Below are 21277 nucleotides of genomic sequence, written 5' to 3'. Positions count from 1 at the left end.
CCGCCCTGCGGCGGTGGCGCCACGACGCGCGGCCGTGGCTCACCTCCCCAGCGACGCTAGGCGGAAGGTGATCCACGCCACAATGGGCGGGCGGGGATTTCGGCGCGGACGTCAGCGCAGGTCGAGACCGGCCAGCGGGGACTCGTCGCAGATCTTGGCGGGGATCGAGGGGATGCCGAGCAGCGTCGGCTGCCCGCGCACGGGGCCGGAGTGCGAGTGGTCGATGTGGCTGCGCGGGGTGACCAGCTCGAGGTCGCGGGCGGCCAGGGCGGTCTCCCCGTACCCCTGCACGCACTCGGGATCCGGTCCGTCCAGCGGCAGGCCGGTGAAGAACTTGGCCGCCATGCACCCGCCGCGGCAGGCGTCGAAGTGGGCGCACTTGGTGCAGGCGCCGCCGGTCTGCGGGTTGCGCAGGTCGGCGAACAGCTCGCTCTGCTGCCAGACGCGCTGGAAGCCGCCCTCGTCGCGCACGTTGCCGGCGAGGAAGTTCTCGTGGATGGCGAACGGGCAGGCGTAGACGTCGCCCACCGGGTCGATCAGGCAGACCACCCGGCCGGCGCCGCACAGGTTGAGCCCGGGGAGCGCCTCGCCGAACGCGGAGAGGTGGAAGAACGAGTCGCCGGTCAGGACGCCGTCACCGTTGGCCAGCAGCCACTGGTACAGGTCCTTCTGCTGGGCCATCGTGGGGTGCAGCTCGTCCCACACGTCGGCCCCGCGGCCCGACGGGCGCAGCCGGGTGATGCGCAGCTGCGCCCCGAACGAGTCGGTGAGCGCCTTGAACGCGTCGAGCTGCCCGGCGTTCTCCCGGGTGACGACGACAGAGACCTTGAAGTCCTTCATCCCGGCCTCGGCCAGGTTCTCCAGCGCCCGGATCGCGGTCGCGTAGGAGCCGGTGCCGCGCACGCGGTCGTTCACCTCGGCCGTGGCGCCGTCCAGGGAGATCTGCACGTCGACGTAGTCGGTGCGGGCCAGCTGGGCGGCACGGGTCTTGTCCAGCTTGATGCCGTTGGTGGAGAACTTGACGCCGACGTCGTGGCCGATGGCGTAGTCGAGCAGGTGCCAGAAGTCCGGCCGCACGGTGGGCTCGCCGCCGCCGACGTTGACGTAGAAGACCTGCATCCGCTGCAGCTCGTCGATGACCGCCTCGGCCTCGGCGGTGGAGAGCTCGCGGGGGTCGCGCCGTCCCGACGAGGACAGGCAGTGGGCGCACGCCAGGTTGCAGGCGTAGGTGAGCTCCCACGTCAGGCAGATGGGGGCGTCCAGGCCGTACTCGAACTGGTCGATCAGGCGCCCGCCGACGGGACGCGGGGGTGCGGCGGGGCGGGGCGGCAGGAGAGCGGTCACGCGTCGGTCCTTCTCTCGATCATCTGCGAGCGGGCGAGTTCGGCCAGGGCCTTCTCGTACGCCGGCCGCTGCGCCTCGGTCACGCCGCAGGCCGTCAGCGCGGCGGAGGCGCTCGGGTGGTCGGCCAGCGCCTCGACGACGGCGACCAGGGTCTTCGACTTGAGGAAGGAGAGCTTCCGGTTGCCGAAGTGGTAGACCAGCGCGCCGAAGGGCTCGGGCCGGAGCGCGACCGAGCGGGCGCGCTGCCAGGGCCCGGCCGGGTCGAACGCGACCTCGACCGGCGTCGTCGACGCCGTCACGGGAGTGCCGTCGTCGCTCAGTAGACGCCGCACATGCCGTCGATCGAGACCTCCTCGACCAGCGACTCCTCGACCAGGGCCTCCTCGGTGGCCGGGGCGGTGGTCTCGACGTCGGTGCTGGTGGTCTCGGGCATGGCGGCCTCCGGAGGTGATCGAGGATGGACGAGCTGAGACTAATGACACTCAGTGCCACGCGACAAGAGCACTCCGGTGGCCTCTGCAGCATCCACCTCCCGAGCCGGAACGGCATGATCGGGGCGTGACGCAGGCGGACACGGGGCACGCCGGGGCACCGGCCGAGGCTGCCCGTGCCCGGGTGGAGCGGGCGGCGCTGGACCTGTTCGCGCAGCGCGGCTTCGAGAACGTCACCAGCGACGAGGTGGCCGACGCGGCCGGCATCAGCCGGCGGACGTTCTTCCGCTACTTCGCGACCAAGGCCGACGCCGTCTGGGGCGACTTCGCCGGGCACGTCGCCCGGCTGGAGGCGCTGCTGGCCGCGGGCGACCCGGCCCAGCCGGTGCTCGCGTCGGTGTGCGCGGCCTACGTCGAGGTGAACGCCTACCCGGACTCCCAGCTGCACCTGCTGCGGGAGCGGATGCAGCTCATCCTCACCGAGCCGGCGCTGCTGGCGCACTCCCAGCTGCGCTTCGCCGAGGTCGACCGCGCCGTCGCCCGGTACGTGGCCGGGCGGACCGGCGGCTCGCCGGACCAGCTGGTCCCGCGCCTCGTGGCGGCGAGCACGCGGGCCGCGGCCACGACGGCGTTCCAGGCCTGGCTGGCCGACGAGCGGTCCTCGCTCGTCGGCCAGCTGCAGGTGGCGCTGGAGGAGGTGGCCGGCGGGTTCCCGGCGTTGCGCCGCTGAGCGTCAGAGCTGGTGCGCGCCGCACCGTCGACCGGGACGTGCCCCGCGGCGGGGAACCGCCCCGCGAGGGCTCGTGATCCGGCTCTCACCCGGGTACGGTGGCACTCAGTGCCATCGGCGGCCGTCGGCCGCCGGTCCGACGAGCAGGGACGAGGAGCAGGCGATGGCGAACCCGTGGTTCGAGTCAGTGGCAGAGGCGCAGCGGCGCGCGAAGAAGCGGCTGCCGAAGGGCGTCTACGGCGCGCTCGTGGCGGGGTCCGAGCGCGGGCTGACCACCGAGGACAACCTCGCCGCCTTCGCCGAGATCGGCTTCGCGCCGCACACCGCCGGCCTGGCCAACGAGAAGAACATGGCGGTCACCGTCATGGGCCAGGAGCTCTCGCTCCCGGTGATGATCAGCCCGACCGGCGTCCAGGCGGTCACGCCCGGCGGCGAGGTCGACGTCGCCCGGGCCGCGGCCTCCCGCGGCACCGCCATGGGGCTGTCCTCGATGGCCAGCAAGCCCATGGAGGAGGTCATCGCGGCCAACCCCAAGACGTTCTTCCAGCTCTACTGGGTGGGCGACCGCGACGTCATGGCCGCCAAGGTCGAGCGGGCCCGCCGGGCCGGCGCGGCCGGGCTCATCGCCACGCTGGACTGGTCGTTCGCCTACGGCCGCGACTGGGGCAGCCCGTTCATCCCGGAGAAGATCAACTTCGAGGCGGCCCGCCGCTACGCCCCGCAGGTCATCACGAAGCCGCGCTGGCTGTGGAGCTTCGCGAAGACCGGGCGGATCCCCGACCTGACCGTGCCCAACATGGTGGCGAACCCCGGCGACCCGGCGCCCACGTTCTTCGAGGCCTACGGCCAGTGGATGCAGTCCCCCATGCCCACCTGGGAGGACGTCGCCTGGCTGCGCGAGCTGTGGGGCGCCGACAAGCCCTTCATGCTCAAGGGCGTCATGCGGGTGGACGACGCCAGGCGCGCCGTCGACGCCGGCGTCACCGCGATCTCGGTGTCCAACCACGGCGGCAACAACCTCGACGGCACCCCGGCCTCCATCCGCGCGCTGCCCTCGGTGGCCGCGGCCGTCGGCGACCAGGTGGAGGTGCTGCTCGACGGCGGCATCCGCCGCGGCGGCGACGTCGCCAAGGCGCTGGCCCTGGGCGCCAAGGCCGTCATGATCGGCCGCGCCTACCTGTGGGGCCTCGGCGCCAACGGCGAGGCCGGCGTGGGCAACGTGCTCGACCTGCTCCGCGACGGCCTGGGCTCGGCGATGGTCGGCCTGGGCAAGGCGAACGTCAGCGACCTCAGCAGCGACGACCTGGTCATCCCGCCGGGCTTCGAGCGCCAGCTGGGCGACACCGCCGTCGCCAACGCGACGCTGAGCACCTCCCCCGCCGCCGCCCGCACCCGCGAGGCCTGAGGGCACGACCCCGCACTGCGGGGAACCCGTCCCCCGGACGCCGTCCCGGAGGACGGGTTCCCCGCAGTCGTCGTGGTGAGCGGGCGGATCAGCCCAGCAGGCCGCCGAGCTTGCCGCCGCCGAACTTCTTGACCAGCTCCATCGGGTCGATGCCGAACTTCGACAGCAGCCCGGCGTCCTTGTCGGTGTCGACCTGGTCGGGCAGCTCCTGGTCGGCCTGCTGGGCCTTCGTGTCGTCGCCCTGGGAGCGCAGCAGCTCGAGGATCTGGTTCTTGTCGATGTTCATGGCGCTCGCGGTACCCCGCGGGACCGCCGGGCTACCGCCCGGTGGCCATCAGCCCGACGGCGGCCCGTCGGGCGCGAGGAGCGCCGCACGACGGCGCAGGTGGGCGCGCAGCCGGGGGTGGCCCACCGCGGCGGCGAGCAGCACCGGGACCACGACCCACACCCACGCCGGTCCGGTGACCGCTACGCCCGCCGCCACGAGGGCGATGGCCACGAAGAGGGCCGGGGCCCACCAGCGCTGGCGGTCGAAGACGGTGAGGTGGTCCAGCACCAGGTCGTGCGCCGCCTCGCGCTCGTCGGGGTCGGCGGGCACCGGCCCGCGCGACGCCGCCCGGCGCACCCGGCGCCCCACCGCGCGGGGTGACTGGTCGTCCAGCTCGTGCATGACCCGACCGTAGGTGCTCAGCGCACCGCGCCGACGATGCGGTCCGGGCGAACCTCCACGGCGGCGGCGGCGCCGAGCCAGCGCCGGAGCGTCCCCGACGGGTCCGCGACCGGGACCTCGCTCCCGTCGTCGCGGCGCACCCGCAGGTCCCGCGTGAGGGTCGCCGCGCCCGGGCCCAGCACGTCGTCCAGCCGGCACCGGCGCCCGTCCACCTCCACCCAGGGCTGCGGCACCAGCGTCCCGGCCAGCCGCCGGCCGGCCCGGCCGCGGCGTTGCACCAGCGGCCCGCGCAGCGGTGGGGTGCGGCTGTCGGTGGCCAGCCGGGCCACGGCCGGGGTCCGGCGCACGACGGCGAGCACCGCCCGCCGCAGCACCGCCGCCCCGCGTCCGCCTCCGGTCATCAGCCGCCCCAGCAGCAGCGCGAGCCGGATCAGCGCGCGGGCGTGCGGTTCCCGCTCGGCCTGGTGGCTGTCCAGGAGCGCCTCGTCGGCCGAACCGGACAGGACGGCGGCCAGCTTCCAGCTCAGCTGGTGCACGTCCCGCAGTCCGAGCCCGAGCCCCTGGCCGACGAAGGGCGGGGTGAGGTGGGCGGCGTCGCCGGCCAGCAGCACCCGCCCGGCGCGCCAGCGGTCGGCGACCTGCGCCCGGAACGTGTACTCGGCCGTCCGGACCACCTCGACCGCCGCCGGGTCCACCGGGGCGAGCAGCGTGCGCAGCGCCGCCGGAACGACCAGCTGCGCCGCGGTCTCCCCCGGTGCCAGGCGGAACTCCCAGCGGTACCGGTCGCCGGTCACCGGCATCGAGGTCGCGGCGCGCCGGGGGTCGCAGACCTGCGAGACGCCGGGCCACAGCGGCAGGGGCTCCGGCGAGCGCACGTCGAGCACCAGCCACCGGTCAGCGGGCCCGAGGTCGCGCATCCGCGCCCCGATGAGGTCCCGCACGGTGCTGTTCGCGCCGTCGCAGCCCAGCACGGCCGCGGCCGTGACGGATCGGTCCACCCCGCCGTCGTGCGCGCGCACGGTGACGGCCACCCCGTCGCCCTCCGCCCGCAGGCCGGTGACCTCGCTCCCCCGGCGCAGCTCGACCCCTGGTGTCCGGGCGACGGCGGCGGCCAGGACCGCCTCCAGGTCGGGCTGGTGCAGCAGGGAGCCCGGCGGCCAGCCGTTGCTCCCGGCGCCCGGCTCGCGGCGGAACTCGGCCAGCACCGCGCCGGCGGCGTCGACCAGGCGCAGGCCGGCCAGCGGGCGGGTGAGGGGCGCGAGGTCGTCGGCGACGCCGGCGTCCTGCAGCACCCGGAACACCTCGTCGTCCAGGTGCACCGCGCGCGGCAGCTCGTAGGGCGTGCGGTGGCGTTCCAGCACGAGCACCGGCAACCCGCGGCGGGCGAGCAGCAGCGCCGCCGTCAGCCCCACCGGCCCGGCGCCGACGACGACCACGGGCGCGCGGGACACGCCGAACAGTGTCGCCGGGAGACGCGGGCGGGTGCATCCGGGCGGCCTGGACGGGTCCCCACCTTGACGCGCCGGTCCGACGTGCAGAGGCTGTGACCCGGAGCACGGCCGCGTGGCCGTTCCCCCGCCGACGAGGGCGGGACGTCAGAAGGGACATCAGTGAAGACCAAGGGCGCGATTCTGTGGGGCGTGGGCGAGCAGTGGTCGGTCGAGGAGATCGAGGTCGGCGACCCGCAGGCCGGTGAGGTCATGGTCGAGCTGGCCGCCTCGGGCCTGTGCCACTCCGACGAGCACCTCGTCACCGGCGCCACCCCCGTCGGCTTCCCCAGCCTCGGCGGGCACGAGGGTTCGGGCACCGTCATCAAGGTCGGCCCGGGCGTGACCGACCTCAAGGAGGGTGACCACGTCGTCACCGCCTTCATCCCCGCCTGCGGCAAGTGCCCGCCGTGTTCGCGCGGTCAGCAGAACCTCTGCGACCTCGGCGCCCACCTGCTCGGGGGCAAGGCCATCTCCGACGGCACCCACCGGGTCACCGCCAAGGGCCAGGGCGTCTCCCCCATGTGCCTGCTGGGCACCTTCTCCCCGTACATCACCGTGAACCAGGCCTCGGTCGTGCGCATCGAGCCGGACATCCCGCTCGAGATCGCCGCGCTGGTCGGCTGCGGCGTCACCACCGGGTGGGGGTCGGCGACGAAGGTCGCCGACGTCCGCCCCGGTGAGAACGTCGTCGTCATGGGCGCAGGCGGCGTCGGCATGAACGCCGTCCAGGGTGCGGCTGCGGCCGGTGCCAAGCGGGTCATCGTCATCGACCCGGTGGCCCAGAAGCGCGAGTGGGCCATGGAGATGGGCGCCACGCACACCTACGCCTCGCTCGAGGAGGCCACGCCGGCCATCAACGAGCTCACCTGGGGCCGGATGGCCGAGAAGACCATCATCACCGTCGGCGACATCCAGGGCGAGGACGTCGCCGCCGCCATGAGCATCACCGGCAAGGGCGGCCGCGCGGTCGTCACCGGCATGGGCAGCTTCGACAAGGTGGACGTGAAGCTCAGCCTGTTCGACCTGACGCTGATGCAGAAGGACCTGCAGGGCGCCATCTTCGGCGGCCTGGCCCCGCGCAACGCCATCCCCGAGCTGCTCTCGCTCTACCAGGCCGGGCAGCTCAAGCTCGAGGAGCTGGTGACCACGCGCTACAAGCTCGAGGACATCAACCAGGGCTACCAGGACATGCGCGACGGCAAGAACATCCGCGGCATGATCGTCTACACCGACGCCGACCGCTCGTAGCGCCGTAGGCCCTCGGGCCCGTCCTCACCCCAGCAGACGGGTGAGGGCGGGCCCGAGGTCGTTCAACGACCGCACCGGCTCCATCCGCCCACCGCCGCGGGCCGCCAGCAGCCGGGCGGCGTCCAGGGCCTCGCCGGACGGCAGGGGGCACAGCACGTGCAGCCGGTCGATCCCGGCCAGCGCGGACTCGGCCGGCTCGCCCGACGTGGACAGGCAGTCCGACAGCAGCACGACCACCCGTTCGTCGGCCGTCGCGGGGGCCAGCTGCCGGTGCGCGCCGCGCAGCGCCGTCGCGAGGTCGGTCGTCCCGTGCCCGCGCAGCCCCACGAGCTCCAGCACGACGTCCTCGGCCGCACGGTGCCGCCCCAGCGCCTGCAGCACGGCCACCTCGTCCGCGAACGTCAGCACGCTGGTCTGCAGCCGCTCGTCGGCCGCCAGGACCACGCCCGCCGCCGCGACCGCGGCGATCGCGACGCCGAGCCCCTGCATGGACCCGGACCGGTCGACGACCAGGCAGACGGCGCGCCGGGAGCCGGTCCAGTTGCGGGTGACCAGGTCCTCGGCCGCCGGCGGCCAGGCGCCGGACCAGCGGTCCAGCGTGCGGTCGAGGTCCAGGTCGCCCTCGGGACGGCGGGTCGGCACCAGCCGCCGGGTGCCGCGGGCGCGGGTCGCACCCACCCGCCCCACCTGCACGAACACCCGCGCGGCCAGCCGGCGCGCGGCCGACCGCAGCTCCCGGTCGGTGGCGGTGGCCAGGTCGGCCAGCAGCGCGGCGGCGGCGTCCGGATCGGCGCCCATCAGCCCGGCGAAGGCGTCCTCGTCGAGCTCGCCCACCTCGGGGCTGACCTGCTCGAACGCCTCGTGCCGGAGCTGCATCTCGCGGCGGCCGGTGCTCGCCGGGCCACGGCGCGAGGCGGCGTCGCGGCGGGGGCGGGGCTGCTCGGTGCCCGTCTCAGCCGACGGGCCCGGGGCTTTTCCCTGACCACCCCCGGCCGCGCCACCGTCGCCGTCCGCTGCGGGCTCGGCGTCCGGCGGCGGCGCGTCGAGCGGCCACACCTCGTCGAGGATCTCGTCGAGCACGGCCTCGGGCGTGCGCTCGACGCCCTCGGTGACGCGGATCCGGCCCGACAGCGCGGCGTGCGCGGCGTCGCGGGCGGTCTCGCGGCCCCCGGCGAGCTGCTCGCCGCGCATCCGCAGCAGGCCGTCGAGCAGCAGCACGAGGTCGATGGCGCCGCGCACGGACGAGCCGGTGCGCAGGTCGCGGTGCTCGCGGGTGGCCCGCACGAGGCGGACGGCGAGCGCGATCTGCTCCGGCGCGGCGCCCGTGACGCCGGCGACGATGGCCCGCTCGGCGTCCTCGGTCTGGTAGCCCAGGACGACCCGGCACATCCGGTCGGCGATCGCCTGGCCCACCCGCGCGGTACCGATGGCGTCGAAGGGGTTCATGGCCGCGATCAGCCGGAACCCGGAGGTGGCGTGCACCGTGCCCAGCCGGGGCACGGCGATCTCGCCCTCGGTGAGCACGGTGATGAGGACGTTGAGCGTCTCCTCGGGGATGCGGTTGAGCTCCTCGAGGTACAGCAGGCCCGAGCCGCGCATCGCGGTCAGCAGCGGCCCGTCGGTGAAGTTCTCCGGCGTGTAGCCCCCGGCGAGCACGGCCGAGGGGTCGTACGCGCCGATCAGCCGGGCCGGGGTGAGCTCGGCGTTGCCCTCCACGAAGACGACGTCCTGACCGGTCTGGGCGGCCACCGCCCGCAGCAGGGTGGACTTGCCGGTGCCCGGCGGACCCTCCAGCACGACGTGGCGGTGCGTCGCGAGCGCCACGGTGAGCACCTCGCGCTCGCGGCCGAGCCCGACGACGGGGGCGGGCGCGGCCGGGTCCGCCTGCGGATCGACGGTCATGGAGCCCTCCTGGAGGCGCGGCCGGACCGGCCGTCGGTGGGGGACGGGACCGGCCGGGACCCCGTGCGGGGTCCCGGCCGGCTCCGGGTGGTGCGGCCGGTCAGCCGCCCATCACGCTCTCGAGGTCCAGGACGTCCTCCGGGGCGGAAATGTCCTGCTCGTCGCCGTGGTCGCTGAAGGTGAGGGTGCCCTCGGAGTCGCCGCCGCCGCGCATCTCCAGCGGGTAGGCCGGGTCGTCGTCGGCGACGACGAGCTCGCTGCCGTCCTCCTGCTCGACGATGACGACGGACTCGCCGTCCAGCTCGTCGGTGCGGGTCTCCTCCTGGACCTCGTCCTCGGAGCGCAGCTCGTCGGCGATGCCGGACAGGGAGAAGTCGGCGAAGTCCTCGGCGGCGTCACCGGGCACGGCCACCCACTCGCCGTCGAGCTGCGCGGCGGCGTCCTCGGGCATGCCGAAGGAGGCCCAGAACTCGGGGTCGGCCTTCATGAACACGTCGCCACCGACGCTGATCAGCTCGATCTCGAGCCCACCGAGGGTGATGGTGCCGGCGGCGTCGTCACCCTGCAGCTGCAGGTCGACCTCGCCCTCCTCGCCGTCGGTGGTCATGGTGCCGGAGACGTGGACGGCGCCGGCCTCCTCGAGCGCGTCGGCCGCCAGCGCGGCGACCTCCGGGCCCGTCTTGCCCTCGAGCGGGCTGTCGCCGCCGCACGCGGCGAGCAGCAGCGCGCCGGTGAGCAGTGCGGCAGGGGCGGTGAGCGAACGCGTGCGCAATGGAACTCCTCGTCTCGCGGGACCCGGAGGCCCCGGGCGCCGTGGATACTGCCAGGCCACGGCGCCGTACCGCTCATCCGCGACGGGCGAGCCGCTCGATGCCGTCCCGCTCCCGGGGTCCGAGGTTCGGGTCCGTGAGCCGCCGGGCGGCCGCGGCCGGCAGCGCCGCGCGGAGGTCCAGCCCGGCCGACCGGCGGAAGAGCCGGGCGAAGGTGCCCTGGGCGGCCGCCACGACGGCGGCCTGCGCGCGGCCGCCGGACGGGCGCGCCACGGTCATCACCAGCCAGGCGTCGGCCACGTCCACCTCGGCCGGCCCGCGGGCCGCGTTGGTCCAGTCGATGACGACGGGGCCGCCGTCGGTCAGCAGCACGTTCTCGGGGTGCAGGTCGAGGTGCAGCAGCGCGCCGCCCTCGGCGGAGGGGACGGCGTCCAGCCAGTCCGGCGCCGCGACCGCGTGCACCGTGCGGTGCAGCCCGGCGAGCACCCGCGCCTGCGCGGCCAGGGTCCACGGCCGGCGCACCAGCACGGCGGCCATGGTCGGCCCCTCGACCAGGGCCATGACCAGGTCAGGACCGGAGACGTCGAACACCTCCGGCACCGGCAGGCCCGCACCCCGGGCGTGGACCATCACCCGCGCCTCGCGCTCCGCCGAGCGCCGCGCGTCGCGGTAGCGGCGCAGCACCCGGCCGGGCCCGACGGCGAAGACGTCGGCGTCCCGGCCCGCACCCAGCAGCTGCACGGGCGGATTCTGGCAGGGACCGGCGCTCAGGCGGGGCGCGCCGGGCGTCGCACCTGCCCGGCCGCCGCGGGGTCCAGCGGGACGGCCGAGCGCAGCACCGCGGGCCCCAGCCGCAGCACGCCGTCGGTCAGCGCGGCGCAGCGGATGCCCGCGCGGCCGCGCAGCCCCCGGTGCGCGCCCGGGACGAGGACCGTGTCCAGCCAGGCGCACGGGTTGGCCGGCCGGCCGCCGCGCAGGCGGACCTCGCCCTCCCCGCAGTCCAGCGCGAACTCCGCCCCCCGCAGCGCTTCCACCTCCGCGCCGCGCAGGACGACGGTGCGCCGGGCGAGCAGCGGGTCCAGCCGGCCGGCGCCCAGCTCCGCGGCGAGCGCCTCCAGGGCCTCCACGGCGAGCACCGTGAGCTGGGCGTCGCGGTGGGCGGGCCGGCCGGCGTAGCGGTCCCCCACCACGCCGTGGCCGGCCCGCACCTCGATCCGCTCCCGGCTGTCGCCGGCCTGCTCGGGCACGCTCCCGCCGGGACGGCCGTCGTAGCGGTGCCCGGAGGAGGCGACCAGCCCGAGGACCTCGACGTCGTAGGTGTGCGGCAGGGCAGGGAGGTCCACGTCCGCAGTGTCGGGCACCATGGCCGCATGCCGACGCCGGATGCCTCCCCCGCCGACGACCTCGCCCTCGGCGACGACCTCCGCGCGTTCGTGGACGCCTCGCCCTCCCCCGGGCACGCCGTGGCCGAGCTGGCCCGGCGGCTGACCGACGCCGGCTGGACCGAGCTGGCCGAGGTCGACCGGTGGCGCCTGGCGCCCGGCGACCGCTGCTTCGTCGTCCGTGGCGGCAGCCTGATCGCCTTCCGGGTGGGCACCGGCACGCTCGGCGACACGGGCATGCGCCTCGTGGGGGCGCACACCGACTCCCCGACGTTCAAGGTCCGCCCGCACTCCGACGTCCGCCAGGCCGGGTACCGGCTGGTCGGCGTCGAGCCCTACGGCGGCGGCCTGTGGCACACCTGGCTGGACCGCGAGCTCACCGTGGCCGGCCGGGTGGTGCTGCGCGGCGGAGGGACGGCGCTGGTCCGGCTGCCGGGCGCGCCGCTGCGCTTCCCCTCGCTGGCCATCCACCTCGACCGCTCCGTCCGCGACGGGCTCACCCTCGACCCGCAGCGCCACCTCGTGCCCGTCTGGGACGGCGACCTCGGCGACGAGCCGGGCCTGCTGGAGGCGGTCGCGGAGGCCGCGGGCACCACGCCGGACGACGTCGTCGCCCACGACCTCGTGCTGGCCGACACCCAGCCGGCCGCCCGCGCCGGGGCCGACGGCACCTGGGTCGCCGCGCCGCGGCTGGACAACCAGACCTCCTGCCACGCCGGACTGCTCGCGCTGCTCGCCGCACCCGCGGGGGAGCGCACCCAGGTGCTGGTCTGCAACGACCACGAGGAGGTCGGCAGCGGCTCGGCGGCCGGCGCCCGCGGCAGCTTCCTCGAGGACGTCGTCCGCCGGCTGGCGGCGATCACCGACCCCGGCGACGGCGAGGCGGTGCACCGGGCGATCGCCCGCTCGGTGCTGGTGTCGGCCGACATGGCCCACGGCGTGCACCCGACCCGCGGCGAGCGGCACGAGCCGGCGCACCAGCCGCGGCTCGGCGGCGGGCCGGTGGTGAAGCTGAACGCCAACCAGGCCTACGCGACCGACGCCGCGACCGGGGGCTGGTTCCGCGAGCGCTGCACCGAGGCCGGCGTGCCGGTGCAGTCCTTCGTCATGCGGGCCGACCTGCCGTGCGGCAGCACCATCGGCCCGCTCACCGCCACCCGGCTGGGCATCGCCACCGTCGACGTCGGCATGGCCCAGCTCGCCATGCACTCCTGCCGGGAGGTCGCCTCGGCGCTGGACGTCCCGCTCATGGTGGGCGCGCTCACCGCCTGCTTCGCCGACTGACCCCGGCCGGCCCCGGACGCACGACGACCGGCCGGGGCATCAGAGGTCGCCCGGCCGGCCGCCGCCGTGTTCGTCCCCGGCCGCGCCGGGGACCGTGCTCACATCCCGCGCCGGTCGTCCCGGACGCCGTCGACCTCGATCTCCTCCTTGCGGAGGTCGGCCGAGACCTGCTCCTGCTCGGTGACGGTCTCCTTGTCCAGGCGGACGCGCTCGACCGGCACGGCCTCCTTCTCCACGACGGCCCGCTCGGCGTGCAGCGTGACCTCGTGCTCCTCCTCGCTGATGGCCGGCCCGTCCATCGCGTTGCCGACGTTGGCGTCGGTGATGGGCTCGCGCTCGACCCGGACCTCCTCGCGGGTCACGGGCACGGTCTCGGTCACGTTCTCGCTCACGACGTACTTGCGCAGCCGGGCGCGACCGACCTCCTGCGAGGTGGTGCCGACGGTCATGCGCTCCTCGGAGCGGGTCATCGCGTCGTCGGTCGTCGGGCCCGAGGTGTCGTGGCCGACCGTCCCGTGCCGGTTGGTGTCGGTGTCGGTGCCGACCGTGCCGGTGCCGGCCATGTGCCGCCCGGAGGTGTCCTCCAGCGCCATGCCGGTGGTCGTCTCGGTGCCCGCGAGGTGCTCGCGCCCGGTGGTCTGCGTGCCGCCGCCGGCGCCCATGCCGTAGTAGCGGTAGAGCTCCTGCTCCTCCTGCGGCGAGAGGTGCCCGTCGGTGTCGATCTTCGGGGCGTCCTTCACCCGGTCCTTGCTCACGGGCACCCGCAGGCCGTCGTTCGTCAGGTCCGCGTCGCGGATCGGGACGAAGGACTCCTTGGTGCCGAACAGGCCGGTGCGGACGGTCACCCACTCGGGCTGGCCCGTCTCGTCGTCCAGGTAGACCTCGCCGGCGGAGCCGATCTTCTGGCCTGCCTCGTCGTAGACGTCCTTGCCGATCACGCGGTCGAGGGTCTCGGTTCCGATCATCGTGGAGTGCGCTCCCGTCACTGCTGAGGGTGTTCACGGTCAGCGGGATGGGTGACCGTGCTCACGGGCGCGAAACGGGCGCGTCAGGTCCGCCACGCCCGGCCGCGTGGACGGCTCGGGACGGGTAGCCGTGACGGGCGGGCACCGCTACCGCGACTCGCGGTGCGTCTGTGCAGGTCAGCCGCGCGCGCATCGGCGCACGAACGACCGGGGTGCGGAACGCAACTGTTCCTATGGGCCGATCACGCTCCGTACCGGCCACCGGTGCCGGGCGTGTCCTGCCCGGGCCGTCACGGCGCGTCGTCCCGGCCGCGCCGCAGGCTCTGCTTAGCGTCGGCAGGTGCCTCCCCGTTCGCCGTACGACAACCTGGTCCACCCCCGGACGGTCAAGAAGCCCGTGCCGACCGTCGAGGCCGAGAAGGACCTCGTCGTCGAGGACCCGAGCTCCGGGTTCGTGGGTGCGGTCGTCCGCTGCGAGAAGGACGTCGTCCACCTCGAGGACCGGCACGGGCGCGTCCGCGGCTACCCGCTGGGCCCCGGGTTCTGGGTCGACGGGCGCCCCGTCGTCCTCGTGCGGCCGAAGCAGGCGGCCCCCACCGCCCCGGCCCGCAGCGCGTCGGGCTCCACGTACGTCGCCGGTGCACGGGCCCGCGTCGCACGCGAGGGCCGGATCTACGTCGAGGGCAAGCACGACGCAGAGCTCGTGGAGAAGGTGTGGGGCCACGACCTGCGCATCGAGGGCGTGGTCGTCGAGCCCCTGCACGGCGTCGACGACCTGCCGGCGATCGTGCGCGACTTCCGCCCCGCCTCGGGCCGCCGCCTCGGCGTGCTCGTCGACCACCTCGTGCGCGGGTCGAAGGAGTCGAGGATCGCCGAGCAGGTGACCGGCGCGCACGCCCTGGTCGTCGGTCACCCGTTCATCGACATCTGGCAGGCGGTGAAGCCCTCCGTCGTCGGGATCGAGGCCTGGCCGACGGTGCCGAAGGGCGAGGACTGGAAGACCGGCGTCTGCCGGCGGCTGGGCTGGGAGGACGACACCGGCTACGTGTGGGCGCAGCGCATCCTCGCCCGCGTCCGCACGTGGACCGACCTGGAGCCGCAGCTCATCGGTCGGGTCGAGGAGCTCATCGACTTCGTGACCACCGACTGACCCGTGCCCGGGCGCCTCACCCGGGGGCGTACCCCGGCGCGGGCGGGAGCCCGAAGTGCTCCTCCAGCGTGGCGACGCCGGCCACGTGCAGCTCGGTCGCCAGGTCCGGGCCGACGTACCGCAGGTGCCACGGCTCGTACTGGTACCCGGTGACGCCCTCGGAGCCCGCCGGGTAGCGGACGAGCCACCCGAACCGGTGCGCGTTGGTGACCACCCACCGGCCCTCCGGCGTGTCCCCGAAGCACCGCTCGATGTCGCAGCCCCCGCCACCGACGTCGACGGCCAGCCCGGTCTGGTGCTCGCTGAACCCGGGGCGCGCGCTGCGCAGCTCGGCGCCGGCCACCCCGAAGCGGGCGACCGCGTTCGCGAACAACCGCTGCTGGTGGTCGTAGGGGCGGTAGGCGCTCTGCACGGTGAGGCCCAGGCCGGCCGCTGCGGCGTCGGCCTGCAGCGCCACGATGGCCTGCGTTGCCTCCGCGCGCAGCAGGAGGCCGCCGCCGAGGTCGACGAGGTCGGTCGGCGCGTAGCCGACCGGCGCGAGCGGCCGCAGCTTGTTGACCACGACCCAGGTGCTGTCCGGGTCGTCGATCGAGGGCAGGACGGGCTCCGCCACGGGCGGCGGGACGACCGGCGCAGGTTCCGGCGGCGGCGGCGGCGGCGGCGTCGGCGCCCCGGTGGTGGGCGTGGACGCGGCAGGTGTCCGCGGTGCGGCGGCGGCCTGCGCGCCCAGCGTGCCGGCGAACGACGGCGTGGAGACCCGGGTGGCCGCGGCCACCGCGGCGCCCACCGCCAGCAGCACGGCGAGGGCCAGCACCGGGCGCAGGACCCGGCCCCGCCGGCGGAAGGGGTGCTGGCGCACGGATGCTCCCCTCCCGTCGACCGTCCCCCGCCTCGCCGGGGGGACCGACCGCCGATCATGCCCCGCCCGGGTGGACGCGCGGGGCGGGGCGGCGCTCAGCCCGGGATGTAGTTGAACGTGTCCGGGTCGGGCCCGGTGCGCTCGCCGCGGTCCAGACCGGTCAGGGCCGCCATGTCCGACGTCGACAGCTCGAAGTCGAACAGCGCGAAGTTCTGCTCCATCCGCTCGCGCGACACCGACTTCGGGAAGACCACGTCGCCGCGCTGCACGTGCCAGCGCAGCACCACCTGGGCCGGCGTGCGGCCGAGCCGCTCGGCGATGGCGGTGATGGCCGGGTCGCCCAGCACCTTGCCCTGGGCGATGGGCGACCACGCCTCGGTGACGATCTGGTGCTCGGCGTCGAAGGCCCGCAGGTCGTCCTGGGCGAGGTAGGGGTGGACCTCGATCTGGTTCACCGCCGGCCGCACCTCGGCCTCGTCGAACAGCCGCCGGAGGTGGTGTGCCTGGAAGTTGGAGACGCCGATCGCGCGGCTGCGACCGCTCGCGTGGATCTCCTCCATGGCCTTCCACGTCTCGACGAAGTCGACGTCGATGCCGGGCAGCGGCCAGTGGATGAGGAACAGGTCGATGGTGTCGGTGCCGAGGTCGGCCAGCGTCTGGTCGAAGGCGCGCAGCGCGTCGTCGCGGCGGTGGAAGCCGTTGTTCAGCTTGCTGGTCACGAAGATCTCGTCGCGCGGGACGCCGGACCGGGCGATGGCCTCGCCGACGCCCTTCTCGTTGCCGTACATCTCGGCGGTGTCGATGTGCCGGTAGCCGACCTCGAGCGCCTGGCCCACGACGTCGGCGGTGTCCTCCGGCGGGACCTGGTAGACGCCGAAGCCCAGCTGGGGGATCTCGACGCCGTTGTTCAGAGCGATGGTGGGCACGGCCACGGAGGGGCTTCCTTTCGACGGTCGGGAGGGGCCACGTCGGCCGCGCGCAGCTCGATGGCGCGCAGCGGGCCCGTCCCGACCTACCCCCGCGCCTGCTCGCCCACCCGTGCGATCTGGGTCTCCCGGGTCGAGCGCAGCAGCGGCGCCCCGGCCAGGGCGAGCACGCCGGCCAGCGCCGCCGCCAGCGCCGGGACGGCGAACGCCTCCCGCGCGCCCCAGTGGTCGACGGCGGCGCCGGTCAGCGCCGATCCCACCGTCACGCCGAGCGTCAGCCCGGTGATGGTCCAGGCGAGCGACTCGGTGAGCACCCCGGGGGCGACCCGCGACTCCACCAGCGAGGTGCCCGAGACCAGGATCGGCGCGATGGTCAGCCCGGCCAGGAAGCCGCACAGCACCAGCACCGGCATCGAGCCCACGGTCCACAGCAGCTGCGCGGCCAGTCCGAAGGCCACCGCCGTCCCGACGAACCGCGCGGCCAGCGAGCGCGCCGGCCGGGCCAGGCCGTACACCAGCCCGGCCACCAGGCTGCCGCCGGCGAAGACGGCCAGCGCGGCACCGGACAGGGCCTCGGCGCCCTCCGCGTCGGCGAACCCGATGACGACGACGTCGATCGCGCCGAAGACCGTGCCGACCGCGAGGTAGGTGAGCGAGACCACCAGCAGCGCCGGTGTGAGCACCGAGCGGCGCCCGCCCGGCGCGGAGGCGTCCCGCGGGTGCAGCGGCGGCTCGCTGGAGCGCTGCGCGGCCAGCGCGAGGCCGCCACCGACACCGAGCAGGATGCCGGTGAGGAAGCCGACCGGCGGCGCGATCAGCGTCGCCAGCAGCGTGACCAGCGGCGGGCCGACCACGAACACGACCTCGTCGGCGACCGCCTCGAACGCGAACGCCGTCTGCCGGCCGTGGGAGTCCAGCGCCGCGGACCACCGCGCCCGCACCATCGAGCCGATGTTCGGCGCCGAGGCCCCGGTCAGCGCCGCGAGCACGAACCAGCTCCAGCGGGGCGCGCCGGCCTGCACGGCGACGGCGAACGCCACGCCGGTGACCAGCAGGGCGAGCATCGCCCCGCGGAGCACGACGCCCTGGCCGCGGCGGTCCATGGCGCGGGCCCACTGCGGCCCGGCGAGCGCGAAGCAGAGCGCCAGCGTGCCGGAGACGGCGCCGGCCAGGCCGTAGCTCCCGGAGGCGTCCTCCACCAGCAGGACGGCGCCCAGGCCCAGCATCGGGGCGGGCAGCCGGCCGACCCAGCCGGCGAGGGAGAAGGCCCGCGAGCCGGGGACGGCGAACAGGCGCAGGTAGGGATCGAAGACGGTGCGGGGTGACACGGGCTCTCGCTCTTCCTGGCCACGGGCGAGTGCGGTCTCGAGCTCCGCCGGTCCCTCGGGTGGCGACGGGAGCCTAGCGCCGCGGTTACATTCGGCCCATGACCGGCGCCGAGCTCCCCGACCCGGTGGTCCGCCGCGCCGTCGCACCTCCCGCTCCCGGGTCCGGCGGCCTGGTCGACCGGCACGGCCGCGTGGCCACCGACCTGCGGGTCTCGCTGACCGACCGCTGCAACCTGCGCTGCACCTACTGCATGCCGCCGGAGGGCCTGGACTGGCTGCCCAAGGTGGAGGTGCTCACCGACGAGGAGATCGTCCGGCTGGTGCGCATCGGCGTCGAGCACCTCGGCATCGAGGAGGTGCGCTTCACCGGCGGCGAGCCGCTGCTGCGCCCCGGCCTGGTCGGCATCGTCGCCGGCGCCACCGCGCTCACCCCGCGTCCCGAGGTCAGCCTGACCACGAACGCCATCGGGCTGGCCCGGGTCGCGCCCGCGCTGGCCGCCGCGGGGCTGGACCGGATCAACGTCAGCCTGGACACCGTGGACCGCGACCGGTTCAGGACGCTGACCCACCGCGACCGCTTCGACGACGTCCTCGCCGGGCTGGCCGCCGCCCAGCGCGCCGGGCTCAGCCCGGTCAAGGTCAACGCCGTCCTGCTGCGCGGCATGAACGAGGAGGACGCGGTCCCGCTGCTCGACTTCTGCCTGGAGCACGGCTACCAGCTGCGGTTCATCGAGCAGATGCCCCTGGACGCCCACCACGCCTGGACCCGCGGCGAGATGGTCACCGCCGAGGACATCCTCGAGCGGCTGTCGGCCGCGCACACCCTCACGCCCGACACCGAGGCCCGCGGGTCCGCGCCCGCCGAGCGCTGGCTGGTCGACGGCGGCCCGGCGACCGTCGGCGTCATCGCCTCGGTGACCCGCTCGTTCTGCGGCAGCTGCGACCGCACCCGGCTGACCGCCGACGGGCAGATCCGCAACTGCCTGTTCGCCCGCGAGGAGTCCGACCTGCGGACGCCGCTGCGCGAGGGCGCCACCGACCAGGAGATCGCCGACCGCTGGCGGATCGCCACCCTGGGCAAGCTGCCGGGGCACGGCATCGACGACCCCAGCTTCCTGCAGCCGGCCCGCCCGATGTCGGCGATCGGCGGCTGAGTTGTCCACCCACCCCGCCACCCCGCCCGTGCCGGTCACCGTGCGGTACTTCGCGGGCGCCCGGGCCGCCTCCGGCGTCGACACCGAGACCCGGGAGGCAGCCTCCCTCGACCAGCTCGTCGCCCAGCTGGTCGACGCGCACGGGGAGCGGCTGGCCAGGGTCCTGACCGCCTGCTCGTTCCTCGTCGACGGAACGCAGACCCGGGACCGCTCGTCGGAGCTGTCACCTGGTGCGGTGGTGGATGTGCTGCCGCCGTTCGCGGGAGGATGACCGCATGAGCATCTTCGACAAGGTCAAGGCGAAGGCCGAGGAACTGCTGGGCCGGGCCGAGCAGGTGTACGGCGAGTCCCACGGCGACGCCGCCGCCACCGTCGCCGGCGAGGCGCACGTGATGGAGGCGCAGGCCGAGGAGGAGGCGCTGGCCGAGGACGCGGCGCTCCGGTCTGAGAAGCCGGACGACGACGGGCTCGCCGGCGTCCGCTAGTCCCGCCGGTCCGACCGGGCCTGCAGCCGGATCGCCACCAGGGCGACGTCGTCCTCGGGCTGCCCCTGCACCAGCCGCTCGATGATCTCGTCGCAGAGCTCGTCGAGCGGACGGTCGGCCAGCTCCTCGGCGGCGTCGCGCAGCGACGCCATCCCGCTGTCCAGGTCGCCGGCGCGGCGCTCGATGAGCCCGTCGGTGAACATCAGGACCGTCGTGCCGCGCTGGAGGGCGACGACGGACTCGCGGCGCGGGGCGCCGTGGTCGACGCCGAGCAGCAGGTCCCCCTGCCACTCGCCGAGCTCGGCCAGCGCGCCGTCCGGGTGGATCACCAGCAGCGGCAGGTGCCCGGCGTTGGACCAGCGCATCCGGACCACCCCGCGGGCGCGCTCCTCGTCGGTCTGCTCGAAGCGGGCGACCGCCGCGGTGGCGTACGTGCCCAGCTGCAGCTGCGCCATCGCGCCGTCGAGCCCGCGCAGGACCTCGGCGGGCTCCGCGTCGCTGTAGGTGGCCACGCCCCGGAGCAGCGAGCGCAGCTGGCCCATCGACGCGGCGGCCGCGGTGTCGTGCCCGACGACGTCGCCGATGACCAGCATCGTCGCCCCCGAGGGCTGCACGAACGCGTCGTACCAGTCACCCCCGACGCGCGCCGCCTCGGCGGCGGGGGTGTAGCGCACGACGATCTCCGCGTCGGGCGGTTGCACCGGCGCGGTGAGCAGGCTGCGCTGCAGGCCCTCGGCCAGCTGGCGCTGCTGGTCGAACATGCGGGCGTTGTCCAGCGCCACCCCGATGCGGTCGGCGACCTGGCGGGCGGTGAGCAGCGCCCGCTCGCTGGGCGGCTCGCTGTCGCGCAGGAGCAGCGTCAGGGCGCCCACGGTCCGGGCGTGACCGCGCAGCGGGATGGTGAGCCCGTAGCCGACCCCGACCCGGTCCAGCAGGGCGCGGGCCTCGCCCTCGGGCAGGCTCGCCCGCGCCTGCGTGCCGGAGAAGCCCACGGTCTCGCCGTCCCGGAGGGCCTGCATGAGCGGCGCGGTGTGCGGCAGGTCGGACAGCCGGACCGAGGCGTACCGCTCGACCAGCGGCCGGGCGTCCGGGTCCGCGTGCCAGGACCCGACGCCCCGGGGTCGCCCCTCCTCGTCGAGCACCGTGACCAGGCAGCCCTGGGCGAGACCGGGGACGAGCATCTCCGGGATGCGGGCCACCGCCGCGGCGACGTCCAGGGTGCCGGCGAGCTCCGCGCCGACCCGGGCCAGCAGGGCCAGCCGCTCCTGGGCCACCCGGCGCTCGGTGACGTCGGAGAAGTAGAAGTAGATGCCGCCGTCGTCGACGGGCACGGCCTCGACCAGGTACCAGCGGTTCAGCGGGTCCGGGTAGAACGCCTCGACGGTGCTCAGCGCGCGCTCGGCCATCGTGCGCCGGAAGGTCCGCCCGAAGGCGCTCTCGTCGCTGACGTTCGCCGGGTAGGCGTCCCAGTAGTTGCGGCCCACCAGGCCGGACGCGTCGATGAGCAGCGACTTCTCGGCGGCGGCGTTGACGTGGGTGATCGTCCAGTCCGCGTCCACGGCCATGAAGCCGATCGGCATGGACGAGAGCACGCGGTCGCCGTCCGGCCGCTCCATGCGCCTCCCCCTCCGGTCGTCCGCTCGCCAGCGGGGACGCCCGGAGCAGCGCGGCCGACGGCGCACCGCCCCCCAGTTATGCCACGTCCGGTCGTGCGCGTTCAAGTCCTCCTGCGAGAACACGCCGGTCGCGCCGCC

The 21277-nt window shown here is 75.2% G+C and carries 23 protein-coding genes; 8 read left to right on the top strand and 15 right to left on the bottom strand.

The annotated features are described in order from the left end of the window. Positions 1-111 precede the first annotated feature (111 nt). The 3 genes from mftC to mftA are packed head-to-tail and all read right to left on the bottom strand — an operon-like array spanning position 112 to position 1777. Entirely contained in the window at positions 112-1344 is a 1233-nt protein-coding gene (gene mftC, locus ACI79H_RS13350) for a mycofactocin radical SAM maturase (protein ID WP_456554883.1), read from the bottom strand. After that, a complete protein-coding gene (gene mftB / locus ACI79H_RS13345; protein WP_456554882.1) occupies positions 1341-1643 on the bottom strand; it encodes a mycofactocin biosynthesis chaperone MftB in 303 nt (100 codons plus the stop codon). The genes mftC and mftB overlap by 4 nt, the downstream gene beginning before the upstream one ends. A 17-nt stretch (positions 1644-1660) precedes the next feature. After that, a complete protein-coding gene (gene mftA, locus ACI79H_RS13340; RefSeq protein WP_456554881.1) occupies positions 1661-1777 on the bottom strand; it encodes a mycofactocin precursor MftA in 117 nt (38 codons plus the stop codon). A 125-nt stretch (positions 1778-1902) separates the two neighbouring features. Here mftA and ACI79H_RS13335 point away from each other — a divergent pair, with 125 nt between their 5' ends. Both ACI79H_RS13335 and mftD read left to right on the top strand, forming a co-directional pair. Then, positions 1903-2505: an acyl-CoA-like ligand-binding transcription factor gene (locus ACI79H_RS13335; RefSeq protein ID WP_456554880.1), complete on the top strand. Its 603-nt coding sequence runs from the start codon at positions 1903-1905 to the stop codon at positions 2503-2505. 163 nt (positions 2506-2668) lie between these two features. Further along, entirely contained in the window at positions 2669-3910 is a 1242-nt protein-coding gene (gene mftD, locus ACI79H_RS13330; RefSeq protein ID WP_456554879.1) for a pre-mycofactocin synthase MftD, read from the top strand. 88 nt (positions 3911-3998) lie between these two features. Here mftD and ACI79H_RS13325 read toward each other — a convergent pair whose 3' ends face one another. From ACI79H_RS13325 to ACI79H_RS13315, 3 genes are read right to left on the bottom strand one after another with little or no spacing between them, the layout of a single operon-like run. Continuing rightward, complete coding sequence (locus ACI79H_RS13325) at positions 3999-4196, bottom strand: hypothetical protein (protein WP_456554878.1); 198 nt, start codon at positions 4194-4196, stop codon at positions 3999-4001. Positions 4197-4244: 48 nt separating this feature from the next. Beyond that, entirely contained in the window at positions 4245-4580 is a 336-nt protein-coding gene (locus ACI79H_RS13320; protein ID WP_456554877.1) for a hypothetical protein, read from the bottom strand. Between the two features lie 17 nt (positions 4581-4597). Continuing rightward, positions 4598-6031: a bifunctional 3-(3-hydroxy-phenyl)propionate/3-hydroxycinnamic acid hydroxylase gene (locus ACI79H_RS13315; protein ID WP_456554876.1), complete on the bottom strand. Its 1434-nt coding sequence runs from the start codon at positions 6029-6031 to the stop codon at positions 4598-4600. A gap of 159 nt (positions 6032-6190) precedes the next feature. Between ACI79H_RS13315 and ACI79H_RS13310 the strand changes: the two genes are divergently transcribed. Beyond that, positions 6191-7318 carry an NDMA-dependent alcohol dehydrogenase gene (locus tag ACI79H_RS13310; protein WP_456554875.1) on the top strand — a complete coding sequence of 376 codons (1128 nt, stop codon included), beginning with the start codon at positions 6191-6193 and terminating at the stop codon, positions 7316-7318. 24 nt (positions 7319-7342) lie between these two features. Here ACI79H_RS13310 and ACI79H_RS13305 read toward each other — a convergent pair whose 3' ends face one another. The 4 genes from ACI79H_RS13305 to ACI79H_RS13290 all read right to left on the bottom strand — a co-directional run bounded on the left by ACI79H_RS13305 (position 7343) and on the right by ACI79H_RS13290 (position 11333). Continuing rightward, positions 7343-9220 (bottom strand): AAA family ATPase, encoded by a 1878-nt coding sequence (locus ACI79H_RS13305; protein WP_456554874.1) that lies wholly within the window; start codon positions 9218-9220, stop codon positions 7343-7345. Between the two features lie 100 nt (positions 9221-9320). Beyond that, on the bottom strand, positions 9321-9992 hold the full coding sequence (locus ACI79H_RS13300) for a hypothetical protein (protein ID WP_456554873.1): 672 nt from the start codon (positions 9990-9992) through the stop codon (positions 9321-9323). 73 nt (positions 9993-10065) lie between these two features. Then, positions 10066-10731 (bottom strand): phosphotransferase, encoded by a 666-nt coding sequence (locus ACI79H_RS13295; protein ID WP_456554872.1) that lies wholly within the window; start codon positions 10729-10731, stop codon positions 10066-10068. A 26-nt stretch (positions 10732-10757) separates the two neighbouring features. Further along, positions 10758-11333, bottom strand: coding sequence for a molybdenum cofactor biosysynthesis protein (locus ACI79H_RS13290; protein ID WP_456554871.1), 576 nt, complete (start codon positions 11331-11333; stop codon positions 10758-10760). Positions 11334-11360: 27 nt separating this feature from the next. On the opposite strand from ACI79H_RS13290, the gene ACI79H_RS13285 reads away from it, so the two are divergent. Next, entirely contained in the window at positions 11361-12656 is a 1296-nt protein-coding gene (locus tag ACI79H_RS13285; protein WP_456554870.1) for a M18 family aminopeptidase, read from the top strand. A 98-nt stretch (positions 12657-12754) separates the two neighbouring features. On the opposite strand, the gene ACI79H_RS13280 is transcribed toward ACI79H_RS13285, so the two are convergent. Next, complete coding sequence (locus ACI79H_RS13280) at positions 12755-13621, bottom strand: DUF2382 domain-containing protein (RefSeq protein WP_456554869.1); 867 nt, start codon at positions 13619-13621, stop codon at positions 12755-12757. A gap of 340 nt (positions 13622-13961) precedes the next feature. Here ACI79H_RS13280 and ACI79H_RS13275 point away from each other — a divergent pair, with 340 nt between their 5' ends. Further along, complete coding sequence (locus tag ACI79H_RS13275) at positions 13962-14771, top strand: DUF3097 domain-containing protein (protein ID WP_456554868.1); 810 nt, start codon at positions 13962-13964, stop codon at positions 14769-14771. Between the two features lie 16 nt (positions 14772-14787). Here ACI79H_RS13275 and ACI79H_RS13270 read toward each other — a convergent pair whose 3' ends face one another. The 3 genes from ACI79H_RS13270 to ACI79H_RS13260 form a co-directional block, all read right to left on the bottom strand. Continuing rightward, positions 14788-15630 (bottom strand): M15 family metallopeptidase, encoded by an 843-nt coding sequence (locus ACI79H_RS13270; RefSeq protein ID WP_456554867.1) that lies wholly within the window; start codon positions 15628-15630, stop codon positions 14788-14790. Positions 15631-15725: 95 nt separating this feature from the next. Continuing rightward, positions 15726-16562, bottom strand: a complete 837-nt coding sequence (locus ACI79H_RS13265) for an aldo/keto reductase (RefSeq protein ID WP_456554866.1) — start codon at positions 16560-16562, stop codon at positions 15726-15728. Between the two features lie 80 nt (positions 16563-16642). Then, positions 16643-17884 carry an MFS transporter gene (locus tag ACI79H_RS13260; protein WP_456554865.1) on the bottom strand — a complete coding sequence of 414 codons (1242 nt, stop codon included), beginning with the start codon at positions 17882-17884 and terminating at the stop codon, positions 16643-16645. Between the two features lie 98 nt (positions 17885-17982). Here ACI79H_RS13260 and moaA point away from each other — a divergent pair, with 98 nt between their 5' ends. From moaA to ACI79H_RS13245, 3 genes are read left to right on the top strand one after another with little or no spacing between them, the layout of a single operon-like run. Beyond that, positions 17983-19038, top strand: a complete 1056-nt coding sequence (gene moaA, locus ACI79H_RS13255) for a GTP 3',8-cyclase MoaA (RefSeq protein ID WP_456554864.1) — start codon at positions 17983-17985, stop codon at positions 19036-19038. 1 nt (position 19039) lies between these two features. Further along, positions 19040-19309 carry a MoaD/ThiS family protein gene (locus tag ACI79H_RS13250; protein ID WP_456554863.1) on the top strand — a complete coding sequence of 90 codons (270 nt, stop codon included), beginning with the start codon at positions 19040-19042 and terminating at the stop codon, positions 19307-19309. 4 nt (positions 19310-19313) lie between these two features. Continuing rightward, positions 19314-19523, top strand: coding sequence for a hypothetical protein (locus ACI79H_RS13245; protein ID WP_456554862.1), 210 nt, complete (start codon positions 19314-19316; stop codon positions 19521-19523). Here ACI79H_RS13245 and ACI79H_RS13240 read toward each other — a convergent pair. Then, positions 19520-21139 carry a SpoIIE family protein phosphatase gene (locus tag ACI79H_RS13240; protein WP_456554861.1) on the bottom strand — a complete coding sequence of 540 codons (1620 nt, stop codon included), beginning with the start codon at positions 21137-21139 and terminating at the stop codon, positions 19520-19522. The two genes, ACI79H_RS13245 and ACI79H_RS13240, sit on opposite strands and share 4 nt — an antisense overlap. Positions 21140-21277: the final 138 nt, after the last annotated feature.

The sequence above is a fragment of the Blastococcus sp. SYSU D01042 genome (genome assembly GCF_054050515.1).
Note: the sequence above shows the minus strand (reverse complement) of the source record. Positions and strands in the feature narration are given on the sequence as shown.